The organism is Streptomyces nogalater, assembly GCF_039532885.1.
GTDB classification, from domain to species: domain Bacteria; phylum Actinomycetota; class Actinomycetes; order Streptomycetales; family Streptomycetaceae; genus Streptomyces; species Streptomyces nogalater.
In genome coordinates, this window is sequence record NZ_BAAASM010000062.1 from 63,101 (window position 1) to 79,394 (window position 16,294).

The 16,294-nt window shown below is 74.6% G+C and carries 17 protein-coding genes; 6 read left to right on the forward strand and 11 right to left on the reverse strand.

Annotated elements, in window-relative coordinates; translation table 11 throughout:
- Window positions 1–4: 4 nt before the first annotated feature.
- The 3 genes from ABD350_RS32150 to ABD350_RS32160 form a co-directional block, all read right to left on the reverse strand.
- Window positions 5–2,173 carry a hypothetical protein gene (locus tag ABD350_RS32150; protein WP_344352463.1) on the reverse strand — a complete coding sequence of 723 codons (2,169 nt, stop codon included), beginning with the start codon at window positions 2,171–2,173 and terminating at the stop codon, window positions 5–7.
- The gene (locus tag ABD350_RS38085; RefSeq protein ID WP_382466872.1) at window positions 2,166–2,549 is read right to left on the reverse strand and encodes a CGNR zinc finger domain-containing protein; all 384 of its coding nucleotides are present in this window, start codon (window positions 2,547–2,549) and stop codon (window positions 2,166–2,168) included. The genes ABD350_RS32150 and ABD350_RS38085 overlap by 8 nt, the downstream gene beginning before the upstream one ends.
- Window positions 2,550–2,659: 110 nt before the next feature.
- The gene (locus ABD350_RS32160; RefSeq protein WP_344352464.1) at window positions 2,660–3,904 is read right to left on the reverse strand and encodes an FAD-dependent oxidoreductase; all 1,245 of its coding nucleotides are present in this window, start codon (window positions 3,902–3,904) and stop codon (window positions 2,660–2,662) included.
- Between the two features lie 157 nt (window positions 3,905–4,061).
- Between ABD350_RS32160 and ABD350_RS32165 the strand changes: the two genes are divergently transcribed.
- Window positions 4,062–4,553 carry a DUF1360 domain-containing protein gene (locus ABD350_RS32165; RefSeq protein WP_344352465.1) on the forward strand — a complete coding sequence of 164 codons (492 nt, stop codon included), beginning with the start codon at window positions 4,062–4,064 and terminating at the stop codon, window positions 4,551–4,553.
- Between the two features lie 140 nt (window positions 4,554–4,693).
- Here the strand turns inward: ABD350_RS32165 and ABD350_RS32170 are convergent, their stop codons facing one another.
- Window positions 4,694–5,431, reverse strand: a complete 738-nt coding sequence (locus ABD350_RS32170; RefSeq protein WP_344352466.1) for an MgtC/SapB family protein — start codon at window positions 5,429–5,431, stop codon at window positions 4,694–4,696.
- A gap of 189 nt (window positions 5,432–5,620) precedes the next feature.
- Between ABD350_RS32170 and ABD350_RS32175 the strand changes: the two genes are divergently transcribed.
- The 5 genes from ABD350_RS32175 (at window position 5,621) to ABD350_RS32195 (ending at window position 9,672) form a co-directional block, all read left to right on the forward strand.
- Window positions 5,621–6,055, forward strand: a complete 435-nt coding sequence (locus tag ABD350_RS32175) for a DUF2267 domain-containing protein (protein WP_344352467.1) — start codon at window positions 5,621–5,623, stop codon at window positions 6,053–6,055.
- A gap of 147 nt (window positions 6,056–6,202) precedes the next feature.
- Entirely contained in the window at window positions 6,203–6,622 is a 420-nt protein-coding gene (locus ABD350_RS32180) for an ANTAR domain-containing protein (protein ID WP_344352468.1), read from the forward strand.
- A 239-nt stretch (window positions 6,623–6,861) separates the two neighbouring features.
- Window positions 6,862–8,040, forward strand: a complete 1,179-nt coding sequence (locus tag ABD350_RS32185) for an AI-2E family transporter (protein ID WP_344352469.1) — start codon at window positions 6,862–6,864, stop codon at window positions 8,038–8,040.
- A 124-nt stretch (window positions 8,041–8,164) separates the two neighbouring features.
- Window positions 8,165–8,296, forward strand: a complete 132-nt coding sequence (locus ABD350_RS32190; protein ID WP_268257564.1) for a hypothetical protein — start codon at window positions 8,165–8,167, stop codon at window positions 8,294–8,296.
- Window positions 8,297–8,475: 179 nt separating this feature from the next.
- Entirely contained in the window at window positions 8,476–9,672 is a 1,197-nt protein-coding gene (locus ABD350_RS32195) for an FUSC family protein (protein WP_382466869.1), read from the forward strand.
- Here the strand turns inward: ABD350_RS32195 and ABD350_RS32200 are convergent.
- From ABD350_RS32200 to ABD350_RS32230, 7 genes are all read right to left on the reverse strand, one after another.
- Complete coding sequence (locus ABD350_RS32200; RefSeq protein ID WP_344352470.1) at window positions 9,669–10,871, reverse strand: PP2C family protein-serine/threonine phosphatase; 1,203 nt, start codon at window positions 10,869–10,871, stop codon at window positions 9,669–9,671. The genes ABD350_RS32195 and ABD350_RS32200 overlap by 4 nt on opposite strands.
- Before the next feature lie 413 nt (window positions 10,872–11,284).
- Window positions 11,285–12,118: a lysozyme gene (locus tag ABD350_RS32205; RefSeq protein WP_344352471.1), complete on the reverse strand. Its 834-nt coding sequence runs from the start codon at window positions 12,116–12,118 to the stop codon at window positions 11,285–11,287.
- 152 nt (window positions 12,119–12,270) lie between these two features.
- On the reverse strand, window positions 12,271–12,924 hold the full coding sequence (locus ABD350_RS32210; protein ID WP_344352472.1) for a maltokinase N-terminal cap-like domain-containing protein: 654 nt from the start codon (window positions 12,922–12,924) through the stop codon (window positions 12,271–12,273).
- Between the two features lie 39 nt (window positions 12,925–12,963).
- Entirely contained in the window at window positions 12,964–13,635 is a 672-nt protein-coding gene (locus ABD350_RS32215; RefSeq protein WP_344352473.1) for a spherulation-specific family 4 protein, read from the reverse strand.
- The gene (locus tag ABD350_RS32220; RefSeq protein ID WP_344352474.1) at window positions 13,632–14,531 is read right to left on the reverse strand and encodes an NAD-dependent epimerase/dehydratase family protein; all 900 of its coding nucleotides are present in this window, start codon (window positions 14,529–14,531) and stop codon (window positions 13,632–13,634) included. Before ABD350_RS32220 ends, ABD350_RS32215 begins: the two co-directional genes overlap by 4 nt.
- Window positions 14,532–14,538: 7 nt before the next feature.
- Window positions 14,539–15,252 carry a nucleotidyltransferase family protein gene (locus ABD350_RS32225; RefSeq protein WP_344352475.1) on the reverse strand — a complete coding sequence of 238 codons (714 nt, stop codon included), beginning with the start codon at window positions 15,250–15,252 and terminating at the stop codon, window positions 14,539–14,541.
- Window positions 15,253–15,291: 39 nt separating this feature from the next.
- Window positions 15,292–16,293 carry a GDP-mannose 4,6-dehydratase gene (locus ABD350_RS32230; protein ID WP_344352476.1) on the reverse strand — a complete coding sequence of 334 codons (1,002 nt, stop codon included), beginning with the start codon at window positions 16,291–16,293 and terminating at the stop codon, window positions 15,292–15,294.
- Window position 16,294 lies beyond the last annotated feature (1 nt).

The following is a 16,294-nucleotide window of genomic DNA, read 5'->3' on the forward strand; positions in this document are numbered from 1 at the left end:
CGCGTTATCTCCTTCGCCCGAGCTGATCGGTGCAGGTGCAGCGCAGCAACGGCTGGTCGTTCTCCGCCAGGCCGCTCCACTCGGTGGCGGTCCGGCCCAGCTGCCCGGCGCCCTCGAACTCCATGATCGACAGGAGGTCCAGCAGTTTGGCCAGCGTGCGGGCGGTCTCCCGGCCGGTGGGCCTGGTCCGTTCCTCGCACAGCCAGACCGCGTGCAGCAGCTGGTCGACCGTGCGGCGCAGCGCCGGTCCGTCCACCGCGACCAGCCCCTGGGCGCGGTCCCGGCGGGTGTCCGCGCCCGACGGGTACGGCGCCTGGGCGATCTCCAGCAGCTCCGCGCACCACTGCCGGGGGCGGCCGGGCAGTGTGCCGGCCAGATGGCGGACCACGTCGTCGACCCCTCCGGAGACCAGGTGGTGGTTCATCCGGTGCGCCATGACCGAGTGGAAGGCGGCCCCGCTCGGCGCCGCGTCGTCCGCCGCGCGTCCGGTGTAGTGGTCGCGCAGCAGGTGGTGGTCGGCGTACCAGGCGGCGCCGTCGGGGCGTAACGCGTACAGCCGGTGCACCAGCAGCTGGCGCAGGCCGAAGTCCCCGATGAAGTGCCGTTCGCAGGCGGGCCATCCGGTGTCGGTGAGCAGCTGCGCGACATGATGGGCCGTCAGCCGGTGGACGCGGCCGCGCTGGTGGTGACGGAGCAGGACGTCCGCGCACTCCGTGTCGTGCGCCACCGACAGATGGGTGAGCAGGTCGAGCCAGTGGTCGTGGTGTTCGGCCGGCAGCCGCACGGGGAGCTGGTCCAGCACCAGTTCGCGCAGCAGCACCTCGGCCACGGGCCGCTCGGCGGTGCCGTCGCCCGCGAGGTTCAGCGGGGCGTCCAGGATGGCGCGGTCGTTGGCGTCGGCGGGCATGCGGAAGGCGGCGGCGGCCTCGGCCAGCCGGATCACCGTGTGCGGGCGTCCGCCGCTCAGCCGTGCCACGGCGGCGTCGATCCGGCGGCGGTTGGTGCCGCCCTCCGGCTCGGCGCGCCGCTGCCTGCGCTCGGTCTCCCGGCGCAGCTGGTCGCCGGTGAGCAGGGGCATCCGCAGCAGCAGGACCCCGTCGGCCAGCGGTGCCCGGCCCGCCGTCGCGTCGGTGCGCCGGGACCAGGCGGGCGGGGCGCCGTCGGCCGGCCGGAACTCCGCCGGGGACGGCACGCCCTGGGGCGGCAGGCCCTCGTACAGGAAGGCGCCGCCGTCCGCGCGGCGCGCGGTGCCGACGATCACCACCCGGTCGTGCCGGCCGCCGCGGCGGTCGATCAGCACCGCGCGCAGCAGTTGCTCGCCCAGCGGCGTCTCGGCGCGGTCCAGCAGCACCGCCGGGCGGCCGACCCGGCGCAGCCAGCCGACGGCGCCCGTGTAGGCGGCTTCCAGGTCCTCGCGCAGCGCCTGGAAGAGGAAGCGCTCGGCGACCTCCCGTCCCTCGCCGCCGGCCTTGAAGTCGGCGGCGAGGTCGCGCAGGCCGTGCTCGGGCTGGCCGGCCGCGCCGGGGTAGGCGCCGTAGATACGGGCCAGCTCCGCCTTGCCGCGGGGGGCCAGGCCGGAGACGAGGGCGTCCACGAGCGCGGTGCTCACCGCGGCCGAGTACGGGTCGAGGGCCTGTCCGGACAGGGTGGCGAGCAGGTTCCGGATGGCGCCGAGGAGGGCGCCGCGCCAGAAGTCGCCGGCGCCCAGGCCGCGGAAGCGCTGCCGCTGGGGTAACTCCGCGTACCGTTCGACCTCTGCCGCCACGGCCTCGGGGGTGCCGTCCGCGACACCGGTCGCGATCATCGCAAGGCCCGCGAAGAGGCGGGGGAAGGTGAAGGAGCCGCCGGTGCCCTGCCAGGTGGACAGCCGGCGGGCGGCCTCGACCAGGACCTCGGTGGCGGCCGAGCGGGCGCCGGGTTCCGGCTCGGCCCGGTCGGCGTAGACCGGTGAGCCGCAGTCCAGATAGATCACCGGCAGTTTGGTGGCGAAGCGGTCCCGTACCGCGCGCAGCAGTCGCCCTTTGCCCATGCCCGGGCCGCCGGTGAGCAGCACCACCGGGAGATCCGGTCCGTACAGCGGTTCCCGGCCGGCACCCGAGGGCGCCCGCCCGAGCATGCGTGCGAAGAAGCCTTCCTCGCCGAGGAGCCTCTCGAACCCCAGGTCATCACACACGGATCCCTCTGGTTGCTCTCCCGCCCGGGAGCGGGTGATCGTTGTGGCGGAAGGAGATTAGTGGAACACGGAGCCTTCCGCTCCGACAACGGTGCTTACAGGAAAGAAAGATGCCGGTGTCCCGGACCGAACGGACGGGCGTGGAGGGGCGGATGCGCCGGGACGGACGGCGAAGGCCTATTGGTGCTGTGGGTGCTGATGGGGCCTGAGAGGACTGTGAAAGCGGCAAGCCGACAAGCTCTGGCTGGTGCGCTTGCCGGCAGCTATTGCGCTTGTTGACGAGGAAGCGTGCCTTCTTCTCGCGGTTTCCGCATGTGTTCATGCCGCACCATTTCCGTGTGCCGGGCGCATCGGAGTCCCGTCGGGATTTTTCCATGCACGACTCACCGGCTCGACGAAAGCGACGGCTGTGCTGAATTACGCCGCGTCCGCCGTTTACGTTGCGCTGGGCATTGCGATCACCGTCGAGGTTTTCCTGGGGCAGGCTCAAGCGGGACGGCGGACCGCCTCCGTCGGGGGCCGCTCCCGCATGGCGCCGTAGGCGAGGAAGTACGCGGGGAGGCGGCGCAGCCAGGGGGCCGCGGTGACCAGGGCCGCGACGCGTCGGGCGCCGTCCGTGCCGCCCGGAGGCGGGCCGCCCCGCAGGACCGGCGCGACGAACCGGGCGTGGGCGGCACGCTGGAGCGCCTGCGTGGCGACCGTGGTGGGACGGCGCCGGCGCTGCACGGCGCGCACGTCCCGCAGCCGCACCCTCCCCCGCCGCAGCGGCCCGGCCAGGTGGCGGGCGGCGGCGACGGCGTCCTGGACGGCGAGGTTGATGCCGATGCCGAAGACCGGGGACATGGCGTGCGCCGCGTCACCGATGCACAGCAGGCCCGGACGGTGCCAGCGGCGCAGCCGGTCCAGGTGGACGTCGAGCAGCTTGACCTCGTCCCAGGACCCGAGGGCTCCGGCACGGCCGGCGAGCCAGGGGACGGCGGCGGTGTAGTCGGCCCGGAAGCGGTCCAGGCCGGCGGCGCGGCGCTCGGCGTCGGTGCCCTTGGGGATGAGCGCCGCGCACTGCCAGTAGTCACCGCGGTCGACCATCGCGGCCAGCAAGCCGTCACCGGCGCTGCCCACGAGCCCGGACGGGTCGCCGTCGCGCCGCGGCAGCCGGAACCACCAGGCGTCCATGGGGCAGTCGAAGCGGCGCAGCCGCAGTTCCGGCCGGGCGCGCGCCAGCGATCCGCGGCCGTCGCAGGCCACCGTGAGGACGGCGCGCAACGTGCCGGTGCGGCCGTCGGCGGTGCGGTAGCGCACCCCGGTGACCCGCCCGGACTCCACGAGGAATCCGGTCGCCTCGGTGTTCATCCGCAGCTCGAAGGACGGTTCGCGCCGGGCCTCCTCGGCCAGCAGGTCCAGCAGGTCCCACTGGGGCACCATCGCCACGTAGTCGTAGGGGCCGCGCAGGACCGAGAGGTCGGCGACCGTGACCGGCGCCCGTCCGGCCCCCACCGGCAGCCGGACGGTGCGGACCCGGCGCTGCGGCAGCCGGGCGAAGCGCTCGGCCAGGCCCAGGTCGTCCAGCAGGGCCAGGGTCGACGGGTGGACCGTGTCGCCGCGGAAGTCGCGCAGGAAGTCGGCGTGTTTCTCCAGCACCGTCACCCGGACCCCGGCGCGGGCCAGCAGCAGCCCGAGCACCATGCCCGCCGGGCCGCCGCCCACGACACAGCATGTGGTCTTGTCGTCCATCGCCGCGCCGCCCTTCTCAAGAGCCGTTATTCATCATGTGATGAATAATAGGTCCTACCGGCCGCCGCCACAAGGCCGCGTGTCGCCACCGGCCAGGAGGGCACTCGTCCCGCGCCCGGTACGGGGCCGCAGGACACCGGTGATCTGGGAGGTCTCGATGACGACGGAAGCCGAACGCTACGACGACGGGGACGGCCTGCCGCTGGGCGGGTACGCCACCCTTGCCTCCGTGTTCACGGCGGGCATCGGCTCCTTCGCACTGGTGGCCCGGCGCCGGGGCGTACGGCTGCCACCGGACGTGCCGCCCTGGGACGTGCTGCTCATGGGCACGGCGGCGTACAAGGCGTCCCGGGTGGTGACCAAGGACAAGATCACCAGCTTTATCCGGGTGCCGTTCACCCGCCGCGCCGACGAGGGCGAGGCCAGCGAGGTCATGGACGAGCCCAGGGGCTCCGGGCTCCGGCGGGCCGTCGGCGACCTGGTCTCCTGCCCGTTCTGCACCGCGGCCTGGGCCGCCGGCGCCCTGGCGTGCTCCTACGCAGCGTCGCCCCGGCTCACCCGGCTGGTGTGCGCCGGTTTCGGCGCGCTGACCGTGGCGGACTGGCTCCAGTACGCCTGGACCGCGACCCAGCAGACGGTCGAAGGCTGAGCCGGCGACTCCGCGGACGCGTCGGACGCCATGGACGCATCGGACGCCGGGGACGCATCGGACGCCGTGGGCGCCTGCCCCGGCGTCCGCGTGTGCGCGTGTGCGCGTGTGCGCGTGTCCGCGTCCGCGACCGCCGCGGGTCACTCCTCCTCCGACGCGGTGGACAGCTCCACGTCCAGCACACCGTCGTCCCGGAACAGCTCCGACGCCAGCCCGGAGGGGTCCGCGGTGCCCTCCAGTTGCAGCAGCACCCGCGCGGCGTCGTCGGTGCGGCCGGGCAGCCGTTCCACCTTGACCTGCACGATGCGGAAACCGCGCCGGGTGCACGTCTGCAACAGGCGGGGCAGCAGGGCCGTCCCGGTCCGGTAGGTCAGGCGCGCCTCGAACGCGGTGGCGGCCCGGCCCGGGACCAGCCGGGACGACAGCAGCGGGTACCCCCGGACCACCAGGAAGTGCAGTGCCGTCACCGCCAGCGCGAGCACGGGCAGCCCGCCGCCGCACGCCATGCCGACCGCGCAGGTCAGCCAGATGGTGGCGGCCGTGGTCAGACCGCGTACGGCGTCCCGTCGTACGAAGATCAGGCCGCCGCCGATGAAGCCGATCCCGGAGACGATCTGCGCCGCGACCCGCGAGGGGTCGAAGGACACGTTCGGCAGGCCGAGCACCGCGGTGAAGCCGTGCTGGGACACCTCCATCATCAGGGCGCTGGCGATGCCGACCAGCGTGTGGGTGCGCAGTCCCGCACTCTTCTGCTGGGCCTCGCGCTCCCAGCCGATCAGGCTCGACAGCAACAGCGCGAGCCCCAGTTCGGCCAGTTGCCGCGGCCCCTGCCCGCTCTGGAGGTCCCACAACGGTGCCGCCAGTCCCACAGCCGCCATGCGCACCTCCTGCCTCGGCGTTCACAGATGTCCCGCTGCCGACACGTACCCCGCGCCGGGCGGCCGACGCAACCGCAACGGCGGCCCGGTCGCCGGTGACCCGGGGCGGGCGCGGGGTACCCGGCGCACGGGCGCCACGCCCGCGGGACGGGCGTACGGCGAGCGCATCGGGCGGAAGGGACCGGTCTCATGCGGCACGACGAGATGATCGGCAAGGTGCAGGCGCTGGCCCAGTTGCCGGACCGGGGTACGGCCGAGCGGGCCACGCACGCGGTCGTCAGCACGCTGGCGGAACGGCTGCCGTCCGGGCTCGCCCGGCATGTGGCCGCCCAGCTGCCGCCGGACATGGCGGCGGCCATGCGGGAGGCGGCCGACGCCTCCGCCGGGCGGGACTCGGGTGCCGCGGGCGAACGGTTCGGGCTGACCACCTTCACCGGACGGGTCGCGGCCCGGGCCGGCACCGACGAGGACAGGGCGCTGCGGGACGCGGCCGCGGTGCTGGAGGTGCTGGACGCCGCGCTCGCCCCGGAGCTGACCGAGCGGATGGCGGGCGCGCTGCCCGCCGACATCAGGGAGCTGCTGCCAGTGGCCCGCGCGACCCAGGACACGGGACGGTTCGGCTGACACCGGCGGCTGCTCGCCGCCCGGCGCACCGCACCCCGTGGCCCGCTCCCACGTGACGGCGGGTCGCCAGACCGATTCGATTCGTGTGCGGGCGCCCGCCGGGGGCATGCGTAGGCCGTAACGCCCTCCACCCCGAAAAGGTGCTCCATGGCCTTCTTCGCCCTCTCCCGGATCCAGCCCTTGGCCCTGCACTCGGTGACCGACCTCGCCGTGGAGTACGACCGGCTCCTGGAGGAGAACCAGCACCTGCGGCGTGCCGTGACCTCCCACGCGGTGATCGACCAGGCGATCGGCGCCGTCGTGGTCCTGGGACAGATCGCCCCGGAGGAGGCCTGGCGGGCGCTGCGGGACGTGTCCCAGCGCACGAATGTCAAGCTGCGCACGGTGGCCGAGCACGTCCTCGGCTACGTTCAGGGCGGTCCCCTTCCCGAACCCGAGCGGATCGAGCTGGCGAAGGCGATCGTCCGCTACCGCCGGTGCGGCGGGCGGCCCGCGCCGCTCGGTGACGGCGCGGGAAGCGACGCGGCGCCGGACGGGGAACGGGGAGCGGCGGAACCGAGACGGTGATCACCGGCAGCTCTCCCGCCGCCTCCACCCTCCTCCCCCTCCCCGACGCCCCGCCGACGCTCCCGCCGGATGCCCTGACCCCCGTACGGCCCGCGCCCGCTGGAGCCCGCGCCTGCGTACCGGGGGGCGCCCGGGCGCAGCCGGGTACGGCCACACGCGCGCCGGGCGCGCCGCCCGCGTCCGGTGTGCTTACGGTGCTGGGGAGGTGACCGGCCGTCAGGCGGAGAGGAGCGGCGGCGATGGTGGGTGATGCGCGCCGGCCGAGGGGCGGGCGGTCCGGCCGGGCCCGGGGCACGGTCCTGGGCAGCCGGCCGGCGTACTCGGTACGGCTGCCGGGCCCGCCCCGTCCGGAGCCCGTGGCGGTGCCGGTGCGGGCGGCGGAGCGGACGGTGCCCTGGCTGCGGGTGGCCGCGGCGTACGCCTGGCGGCTGATCCTCGTCGGGGTCGCCGTCTACGGCGTGTTCAGCCTCCTGGGCAGTTTCCACCTGGTCGCCGTGGCGCTGTTCGTCGCGCTGGTGGTGACGTCCGTGCTGCGCCCGCCGACCGATCTCCTCGCCCGGTTCCTGCCCCGGCCGCTGTGCGTGGCCGTGACCCTGGTGGGCAGTGTGGTGCTGCTGCTGGGCCTGCTCGCGCTGGTGGGCAGCGCGGTGGCGGACGAGTCGGGGCGGCTGGCGGATGAGTTCCGCGGCGGGGTGGACCGCATCGAGCGATGGCTGCGACGGCCGCCGTTCCGGCTGGGTCCGGGCGCGCTGTCCCGGCTGCAGGAGCAGGTGACGCATTACGTGGCCACCCACCGGTCGGCGCTGATCGGCAGCGTGGTCGGCGAGCTGGGCCGGGTGGTGGAGCTGGTCACCGGTGCCGCGCTGGCGCTGTTCGCGTCGGTGTTCTTCCTGCACTCCGGGGAGCGTCTGTGGGCCTGGGCACGGGACCGGCTGCTGCCGAGCGGTGCCCGTCCGGTGTGGGACCGGGCGGGCGGGGCGGCCTGGCGGACCTTCGCGGGGTACACGCGCGGCATCATCATCGTGGCCGCCACCAACGCCGTACTGGTGGGTGTGGTGCTGCTGGTGCTGAAGGTGCCGCTGGCGCTGCCGCTGACGCTGCTGGAGTTCTTCGCCGCGTTCGTGCCGCTGGTGGGCTCCCCGGTGGCGCTCGGGGTGGCCACGGTGGTCGCCCTGGCCGGGCGGGGGCCGCTGACGGCGGCGGGGGTGCTGGTGCTGATCGTGGTGATCGGCCAGTTGGAGGGGCATGTGCTGCATCCGCTGGTGATGAGCTGGGCGGTGCGGCTGCATCCACTGGTCGTGGCCGTGTCGGTGATCGCGGGCAGCATCGTCGCGGGGGTGATCGGCGCGGTGGTGGCGGTGCCGTTGGTGTCGGTGGTGTGGTCGGTGCTGAACGCGCTGCGGGCGGCGCCGCCCTGAGCCGCCGGGCGCCCCGGACACCACCCCGTCGGACGACCCGAACAAGGGATCAGTTGTTCGCTGGAACAGGTGATCATCGCTCGTGTGACCACCGGGACCGGTGTGCCGGGACGACACTCGTGATGTGCGAACGGACGGGCTGCAGACCGGAGTTCACACGTGTCCCACTCGGAAACACCGCAAGGAGCAGCACGACATGAACCTTCTCACCGACATCCTCGCCGGCCTCGCCCACTTCCTCGGGTGGCTGATCTGACGCCGCGAGGCGTGTTCTGACGCCGCGAGGCGTGTGAGGAAGGCGGCGCCGTCTCCCCGTCCCAGGGAGGCGGCGCCGCCGTCGTGTGCGCCGCCCCGGGAAGGGGGTGCCGTCGTGTGCGCCATCTCAAGAGGGCGACGCCGGCATGGAATGGCGCGGGAGGTGGCACCCGGGCCCGCGTGCGTGGGATACGACTGACCTGGCAGGCTCTGCGGCGCGATCTGTCGGCCGCGGCGGGCGCGGCGCGGCGGGCCTGGGCGGGACCCGGGCGGGAGCGGGACCTGGCCGTGCAGGCCGTGAAGGCGGCGCTGGCCGCATGGGTGGCCTGGGCGGTGGCGGGTTGGTGGCTGAAGGCTCCGGTGGCGTTCGTCGCGCCGTGGGTCGCGGTGGTGCTGGTGGAGTCGACCGTGTACCGGTCGATCGCGCACGGGCTGCAACAGCTCGCGGCGATCGCGGCCGGCACGATCGCGGCCACGGCGGTCGGCCTGCTGCTGCCCAGCGAGGTTGCCGCGATGGCGGTGGTCCTGCCCCTGGCGATGTTGCTGGGCCAGTGGCGACGCCTGGGCAGCCAGGGGGTGTACGCGGCCACCGGCGCCCTGTTCGTGCTGACCAACGGATCGGTGTCCGTGACCACCTCGGCGGCCCGGCTCGCCGAGGCCCTGTTCGGGGCGGTGGTCGGCATCGCGGTCAACGCGCTCGTCCGGCCGCCGCTGTATCTGCGGGACACCCAGGCGGCCCTGCGGGACGCGGTGGCGGAAACGCACCGCATCCTGCGGGACGTGGCGGACGGGCTGGCGGCGGGCCGCTGGGACGCCGCGGAGGCCGGCGCCTGGCACGACCGTGCCCTGCGGCTGCCCCGGCTGGTGGAGCAGGCCCGCTCGGCGGTGGAGCGGAGCCGGGAGAGCCTGCGCGCCAACCCGCGCCGCCGCGGCGGTGCCGCCCCGCAGCCGGGGAAGGGGTACGAGGACGCGCTGGTGGTCCTGGACTACGCGGCCGTGCACACCGCCGAGGTGACCCGCACGGTGCTGGAGGCCGCCGCCGAGGACCGCTCGGCACCCCGGCCGGACCCCGCGCTCGCCCGGCGGTACGGGCAGTTCCTGTGCCGGACCGCCGACGCGCTGCGGCACTACAGTCACAGCCGGTTCGGCGACGACCGCGAGGAGGAGCTGCGCGAGGCCGTGGCGGACCTGCGCGACTCCCTGACGGTGCTGCGCCGGGACCTGGCCCGCGCCGCCTCGGACGATCCCGACGAGGTCGCCACCTACGGCGTGCTGCTGGCCCAGGCCCACCGGCTGGCCGAGCAGTTGCTCGCCTCGGGCACCCGGCGGCGGGGAGGAATGCGGCGACCGGAGAATCCCGGTGCGCGGCGCGCCTAGCCGATGGCGTCGGTCCCCGCCGGGCGGCCGCTCGGCTGCCACTCGAACATCAGGATCGTGGCGTCGTCGCGGAGCCGGCTGTCCTGGGAGTCCAGCAGCGAGTGGATCAGGCGTCTGAGCGTCTCGGGCGCGATCTCGCCGGTGGCGCTGGCCCGGATGACGTAGTCCGCGAACCGTTCCAGGCCGAGCAGTCTGCCGTCGGCCGTCCGCGCCTCGGTGACGCCGTCGGTGTAGAGCAGCACGCGGTCCCCGGGCCGGAGCCGCGTCTCGTGCACCTGGCGGTCCCGCGCGCTCAGCAGCGACCGCAGGCCCATGGGCGGATCGGCTTCGCGGGAGAGCTCGTCGGCGAACAGCCGGTGGTCGCGGATCAGCAGCGGCGCGGGGTGGCCGCAGTTGACCCATTGCAGGACGCCGTTGCAGAAGTCGAGGCGGGCGAGGATCCCGGTGCAGAACTGGTCCGGCAGCCACTGGCTGAGCGCCTCGTCGACGCCCTCCACCAGGGAGAGCAGGTCGGCGTCGACGCGCCGGGCGTTGCGGCAGGCGGCCAGGGCGACCGCGCTGGTCAGCCCGGACAGCAGGTTGTGCCCCATGGCGTCCAGCACGACGGCGTGCAGGGTGTCGGTGGTCAGGGCGTGGTCGAAGGCGTCGCCGCCGAGGTCGTAGGCGGGTTCGAGGACGGCCGTGGAGACGACGTGGGGGTTGCCGATGGTGCGCGGGGGCAGGAAGGCGCGCAGCATCTCGGCGGGCAGGTGCATCGCGCGGGTGCGGGTCCGGCGGACGAAGGTGTCCTTGTACGCCCGTTTGGAGGAGGTCATCATCGCGAGCAGGGCGGCCATGGCCCGGCCCTGGCGCAGGGACTCGGCGGTGAGCGTGTGGGTGTGAACGGCGAGGACGCCGAGCCGTTCGGCGCCGTCGATCAGCGGGAACCACGCGGTCATGCCGTCCCGCTCGGACTCCTCCACGCGCAGCGACTGGGTGCGGTAGCACCAGCCGGCGAGCGTTTCGTCGATGGGCAGGGCCGCGGTGACGTCGGTGAGCGGCACCAGGTGTCGCTGCTGGATGTCGGCGAGGTAGACCACGGCGTGCCGCAGGCCCAGCGCCTTCGCGCAGTGGGCGACCACGCTCGTCATGTCCAGGGTGCAGCTGGCGGGGTCGGCGAGGAAGTCCTCCAGCGGGGACCCGCCCGGTTCTGCGGTCACCTCTGCATCACCACCCAGGCAGCGGTCGTCTTCCCAGCAGTCTCGCCGCGGGGCACGCGTCCCGCAGGGCCGGTACGCCCGGCCGGGTCGGGCCGCTCCGCCCCCGGGTACCCCACCGGAGCGGGCCGGGCACACCCGTCCGGGCGGCGCGGCCACCCCGGCCACCGGTCCGCTCCCCCGCCGCCGGTGTACGGCAACCGCTCGGGGAACGCGGACGGTTCGGTGTCGAAGGCATCCGGGTTCTCCCTGTCCGAGTAGGGGATGGCGCCCGGGACGGTGACGCGGCGACCGTCCGGGACGGGGCCCGCGAGCGCGACCTGCCGTGCCGGGCCGGCGTCGGCGCCTGCCCGCGGGTGCTCGGCGCGGCGCCCCGTTCGACGACGTGGACGGGGACCGGACGCGGGCCGGAAGGCTCAGCCGGTGGCGAACTCCCGCAGCTTGTCCTGGGAGCCGTTGAAGCGGTCGTGGTCTCCGACCACCGGGCCGGAGGAGGTGTACTGCCACATGGTGTACGACGACCAGCCGGCCGGCAGCGTCCCCACGGTGGAGGCGTAGCGGGCGATCCACAGCGGGTTGACCGGTCCGAAGCCGGCGTAGTTCCCGGTGCACTCGGACCACCAGCTGGTGGCCGTGTACACGACCGCCGCCCGGCCGGTGCGGGACTTGTAGCGGTTCAGGAAGTCGCGGATCCAGGCGACCATGGCGCTCGCCGACTTGCCGTAGCAGGCGTCGCCGTACGGGTTCCACTCGATGTCGAGGACGCCCGGGAGGGTCTTGCCGTCGGCCGACCAGCCCCCGCCGTGCGCGAGGAAGTAGTCGGCCTGCGCGGCGCCGCCGGCCGTGTCCGGGGTGGCGAAGTGGTAGGCGCCGCGGACCATGCCGGCGTCGAAGGAGCCGTCGTACTGCTGGGTGAAGTAGGGGTTGGTGTAGTACGTCCCCTCGGTGGCCTTGGTGTACGCCCAGCGGACGCCGCTGTCCCACAGCGACCGCCAGTCGACCTCGCCCTGGTGGCTGGAGACGTCCACGCCCTCGGTCTGGGTCGCGCGGGAGGCCGGGGGGTCGGAGGCGCCGTCGTGGGCGAGGACGCCGATGCCCATGTAGGCGTTGCCGCGGGTGAGTGGGCCCCCGGTCGGGTCGGGTGTGGCCGACGCGGCCGGGGGGCCGGACAGGAACAGGAGGAGGCCGGTCAGGGCACCGGTGAGGCGGAGCCGGGACCGGCCGCGGAGTCGGTGTATGGGGGTCAGCACGAGTCCATCTGACCCGGGGCGGGCGCGCGCCGCACCCTGGGCTGGGCCGGGCGAAGCCGTCCGCGGCCGGGGATTGGTCCATGCGGGTGGCCGTCGTCCCCCGACGCGCTGCCGGGACCGGAGGAGTCCGGCGGGCGTGGTGGACGCGGGGTTCAGGCCGTGCGCAACGTCATGAGGACGGCCCACAGCCGGCCCTCGTCCGGGCCCGGCCAGCCGGTGGCGACATGGCCGAGCGCGTCCCGGGGCGCCGGCGGACGCTGTCCGGTGACGGGTTCGAGGACGCGGTGGACCCGGAGCACCGTGCCGTTCGGCGTGGGCAGCCGCGTGCCGTCGGCGTCGTCGGACGGCTCGGGCGCGAACCCGTCCAGGTGCAGCGGGGCACCGGTGTACGAGCGGGTCACCTCCCGGTCGGGGGTGTCGCTGACGCTCTGCGCCATCGCCGGGACCCGGCCCTCGATCAGCGCGAGCAGCTCGGTGACCAGCACCGGGTCGTGGCAGCCGTCGTAGACCCAGCGCGTGCCCAGCACCCCGTGCTCCGTGGTACCGACGAGGGCGTGCTCGGCGCCCTCCAGCGGCGCCCCGCGGTAGGTGAGCGGCGCCAGGTACGCCGTCCGCCCGGGGCTCGCGGTGTCCGTGGCGACGATGAACTCGATGCCGACCTCGCCCTCGGGGTCGTCCAGCCGGAAGCCGCCGGACTTCTCCGGCACCGGGGCGGGGCCCCCGCGGTACCACGGGCGGCCGGGCAGCCACGCGGCGAGCAGTTCGGTCTTGGTCGGCTTGAGGGTGGTGCGGTGGATGACGGCCATGCCGGTGTCGCTTCCTTGCGTGCGCGGATGCTGGTCGGCTCAGCCTTGCACACCGTTCCCGCCGGTCAGCGCGGGGGTCAACGCGGCCCAGGGGTTGGGGGGTTCGCCCGTCACCGGCCCGCACACCGCCGCGCCCCGCTCGTGCGCGGTGCGGACCGCGAGCGGGACCAGGACCCCGGGGACGCCGTAGACCAGGTGGCACAGCCGCTCGGGCGGCTGCCGGGCGGTCCAGGCCGGCCGGGTGAACGACGACACATAGGTGCTCCAGTGTCCCTCGAAGGTGACGGTGAGGTCGGCGAGGCGGACGTAGCCGGGCGCCGGATGGACGCCCGGGTTGAGCACGACGGTCCCGGTGCCCGACCGCCTGAGGTCCCGCACCAGCCGGCGGCAGGCGGGCAGGCCGTCCGGGCCGGCCGTCACCCGGTCCAGGAAACAGCCGTCGGTCGCGTACCACTCCCGGTGCCGGCGCACCTCCTCGGTGATACGGGCCCGCTCCCGCACCCCGTAGTCGGTGTCGACGTAGCCGAGCAGGCGGGCCCCGGCCGCGCGCAGCGCCCGGGCCGCCGCCCGGAACGCGGGGTCGGGGGCGGTGCCGGGCCCGCTCGCCGGGTTGAGGACGACCGCGTAGGTGCGGTCCGCCGCCGCGACCAGCCGGTGCCAGGCGCCCGGATCGTCGGCCGGATGCACATACAGCGGCACCAGCAGGCTCACGGCACCCGCTCCCCGGTGGCCGCCCACAGCGCGGCGAGGGCGTCGTCCAGGCTGTGCGCCGGCCGCCAGCCCAGGGCCCGGCCGGCGGCGGAGCTGTCCGAGCACTGCCAGGACACCCGCGCCGAGCGCGCCGAGCCGCCCGCGCTCTCCTCCAGCCGGCCCCGGAAGCCGGCGTGCCGGGCCAGGCCGTGCGCCAGCTCCCGTACCGGTACGGCCGTGCCGCCGCCGATGTTGAGCACCCTGGGCAGCGGGGCGGGGGCGGTGACGGCGCGCTCGACCGCCCGGGCCACGTCGCGTACGTCGACGAAGTCGCGGTGGGCGGACAGGTCCCCGAGGCGCAGCACCGCCTCGGGGTCGCGTCCGGCCGGGCGGAGCAGGGCGGCCAGCCGGCCGGGCAGGCTCGCGGCGGGCGCTCCGGGGCCGACCGGGTTGCCGATCCGCAGCACCACCGCGTCCAGGGCGGCGGAGGTCACCGCGAGGGTGCCCGCCAGCTTGGTCGCGCCGTACGGCGTGACCGGGCAGGCGGGTGCCGTCTCGGTGACCTTCACGTCCGGGGTGCCCGGCCCGTACTCGGCGGCCGAACCCAGGTGCACCAGGCGGGCGGTGGGAGCCGCCGCGCACAGTGCCGCGCACAGGGCGGCGGGGCCGCGGGCGTTGACCTCGGCCAGGGTCACGGGGTCGCCGCCGGTCGTGCCCGCGCAGTTGACGACGGCGTCGGGGGCCGCCGCCGCCAGGGTCTCGGCGAGGCGTTCCGGGCGGTCGCGGGCGAGGTCGGCGGCGAGTCCGGCGCCGGCCGAGCGGCCGGCGGCGAGGACGCGCGCGCCCGGCAGGGCGCGCAGCCGCTCGGCCACATGGCGGCCCAGGTATCCGGTGGAGCCGAGGACGAGGATGCGCATGCGGTACTCAGGCTCCCTTGAGCAGCAGGGACTTGCGGCTGGTGAACTCGGCGTTGGCCCGGTCGTAGTCGTCGGGGCGGCCGATGTCCAGCCAGTATCCGTCGAAGTCGTAGGCGTGCGGGGGATTTTCGGCCTTCAGCAGGTCGAGGACGAGTTCGTCGAAGCCGAGCGGCAGGCCGGGCGTGTAGCCGTCCAGGGTGGCGCGGCTGAGGCCGTAGACGCCCATGGAGACCCGGTAGTCCATGCTGGGCTTCTCGGTGAACGCCACGACCTTGCTGGCGTCGGTGGTGAGCACACCGAAGTCGATGTGCACCTTGCGGGCGTAGGTGGCGATGGTCAGCGGCGCGCCGGAGTCCCGGTGGCGGCGCAGCACGTCGGCGTAGTCGAGGTCGGTGAGGACGTCGCCGTTCATCACCAGGAAGGTCTCGGGCAGCCGGTCTCTGAGGCCCAGCAGCGGGCCCATGGTGCCGAGCGGGCTGTCCTCGGTGGCGTAGTCGACCGTCATGCCCCACTGGGAGCCGTCGCCGACGTAGGCGCGGATGATCTCGCCGAGGTGGCCGATCGCGAGGGTGCAGCGGGTGAAGCCCGCGGCCGACAGCTGGCGCAGCACGATCTCCAGGATGGCGTGCTGGTCGCCGATCGGGACCAGCGGCTTGGGCAGCGCGGTGGTGTAGGGCCGCAGCCGGACGCCCTTGCCTCCGGCCAGGATCACTGCGTGCATGGGGCTCCTCCTTGGTGGGGCGGTGCGTACCGGACGGGGTCAGATGTTGTAGATGCCGGTCTTGTAGCGGGCCAGGTTGGCCGGGTCGCGGAAGAACTCCACGGTGTGGCCGAGCCCTTGCTCCAGGGTGTGCGCGGGCTGCCAGCCGGTGGCCCGGGTGAGCCGGGTGGCGTCGCAGACCAGCCGCATCACCTCGGAGGTGGCGGGCCGGATCCGGGCGGGGTCGGCGCGGACGTCGAGGGCGGTGTCCATCACCTTGCCGATCAGCGCCACCAGGTCGCCGACGGAGATCTCGCCGCCGGTGCCGGCGTTGAAGGTGCGGCCCACGACCTGTTCGGCGGGCGCGGTGCCGACGGCGAGGAAGGCCCGCGCGGTGTCCTTGACGAAGGTGAAGTCCCGGGTGGGCCGCAGATCGCCGAGGGTGAGGGTGCGCTCCCCCGCCGCGACCTGGCCGATGACGGTGGGGATGACCGCGCGCATGGACTGCCGGGGTCCGAAGGTGTTGAACGGCCGCAGGGTGACGACGGGGGTGCCGAAGCTGGCGTGGTAGCTGTCGGCGAGCCGGTCCCCGCCGGCCTTCGAAGCGGCGTACGGGGACTGGGTGTTGATGGGATGGTCCTCGGTGATGGGCACCGTCCGCGCGGTGCCGTAGGTCTCGCTGGTGGAGGTGTGCACGAGCCGGGGTGTGCCGAGGGTGCGGACGGCCTCCAGGACGTTGAGGGTGCCGGTGACGTTGGTGTCCACGTAACTGTGCGGCGCCTGGTAGGAGTACGGGATCGCGATGAGGGCGGCCAGGTGGTAGGCGGTGTCGGCGCCGTCGAGCAGGGCGCGGACCGAGCCGGGGTCGCGGACGTCGCCGAGGACGATCTCCACCTGGTCCAGCACGTCCGGGGCGAGGGTCTCCAGCCAGCCGTAGGAGGAGAAGGAGTTGTACTGGGCCATGGCTCTGACCCGGTGTCCGGAGGCGACCAGGGCCTCGGTGAGGTGGGAGCCGATGAAGCCCTCGGCTCCGGTGACGGCGGCAAGCGGCAGGGAGGTCAAC

What these genes read in the sequence shown, in the direction of transcription:
- ABD350_RS38085 (WP_382466872.1), bottom strand. Translation starts at nt 2,549, where the DNA reads ATGGAAAAATCCCGACGGGACTCCGATGCGCCCGGCACACGGAAATGG.
- ABD350_RS32160 (WP_344352464.1), bottom strand. Translation starts at nt 3,904, where the DNA reads ATGGACGACAAGACCACATGCTGTGTCGTGGGCGGCGGCCCGGCGGGC.
- ABD350_RS32165 (WP_344352465.1), top strand. Translation starts at nt 4,062, where the DNA reads ATGACGACGGAAGCCGAACGCTACGACGACGGGGACGGCCTGCCGCTG.
- ABD350_RS32170 (WP_344352466.1), bottom strand. Translation starts at nt 5,431, where the DNA reads ATGGCGGCTGTGGGACTGGCGGCACCGTTGTGGGACCTCCAGAGCGGG.
- ABD350_RS32175 (WP_344352467.1), top strand. Translation starts at nt 5,621, where the DNA reads ATGCGGCACGACGAGATGATCGGCAAGGTGCAGGCGCTGGCCCAGTTG.
- ABD350_RS32180 (WP_344352468.1), top strand. Translation starts at nt 6,203, where the DNA reads ATGGCCTTCTTCGCCCTCTCCCGGATCCAGCCCTTGGCCCTGCACTCG.
- ABD350_RS32185 (WP_344352469.1), top strand. Translation starts at nt 6,862, where the DNA reads ATGGTGGGTGATGCGCGCCGGCCGAGGGGCGGGCGGTCCGGCCGGGCC.
- ABD350_RS32210 (WP_344352472.1), bottom strand. Translation starts at nt 12,924, where the DNA reads ATGGCCGTCATCCACCGCACCACCCTCAAGCCGACCAAGACCGAACTG.
- ABD350_RS32220 (WP_344352474.1), bottom strand. Translation starts at nt 14,531, where the DNA reads ATGCGCATCCTCGTCCTCGGCTCCACCGGATACCTGGGCCGCCATGTG.
- ABD350_RS32225 (WP_344352475.1), bottom strand. Translation starts at nt 15,252, where the DNA reads ATGCACGCAGTGATCCTGGCCGGAGGCAAGGGCGTCCGGCTGCGGCCC.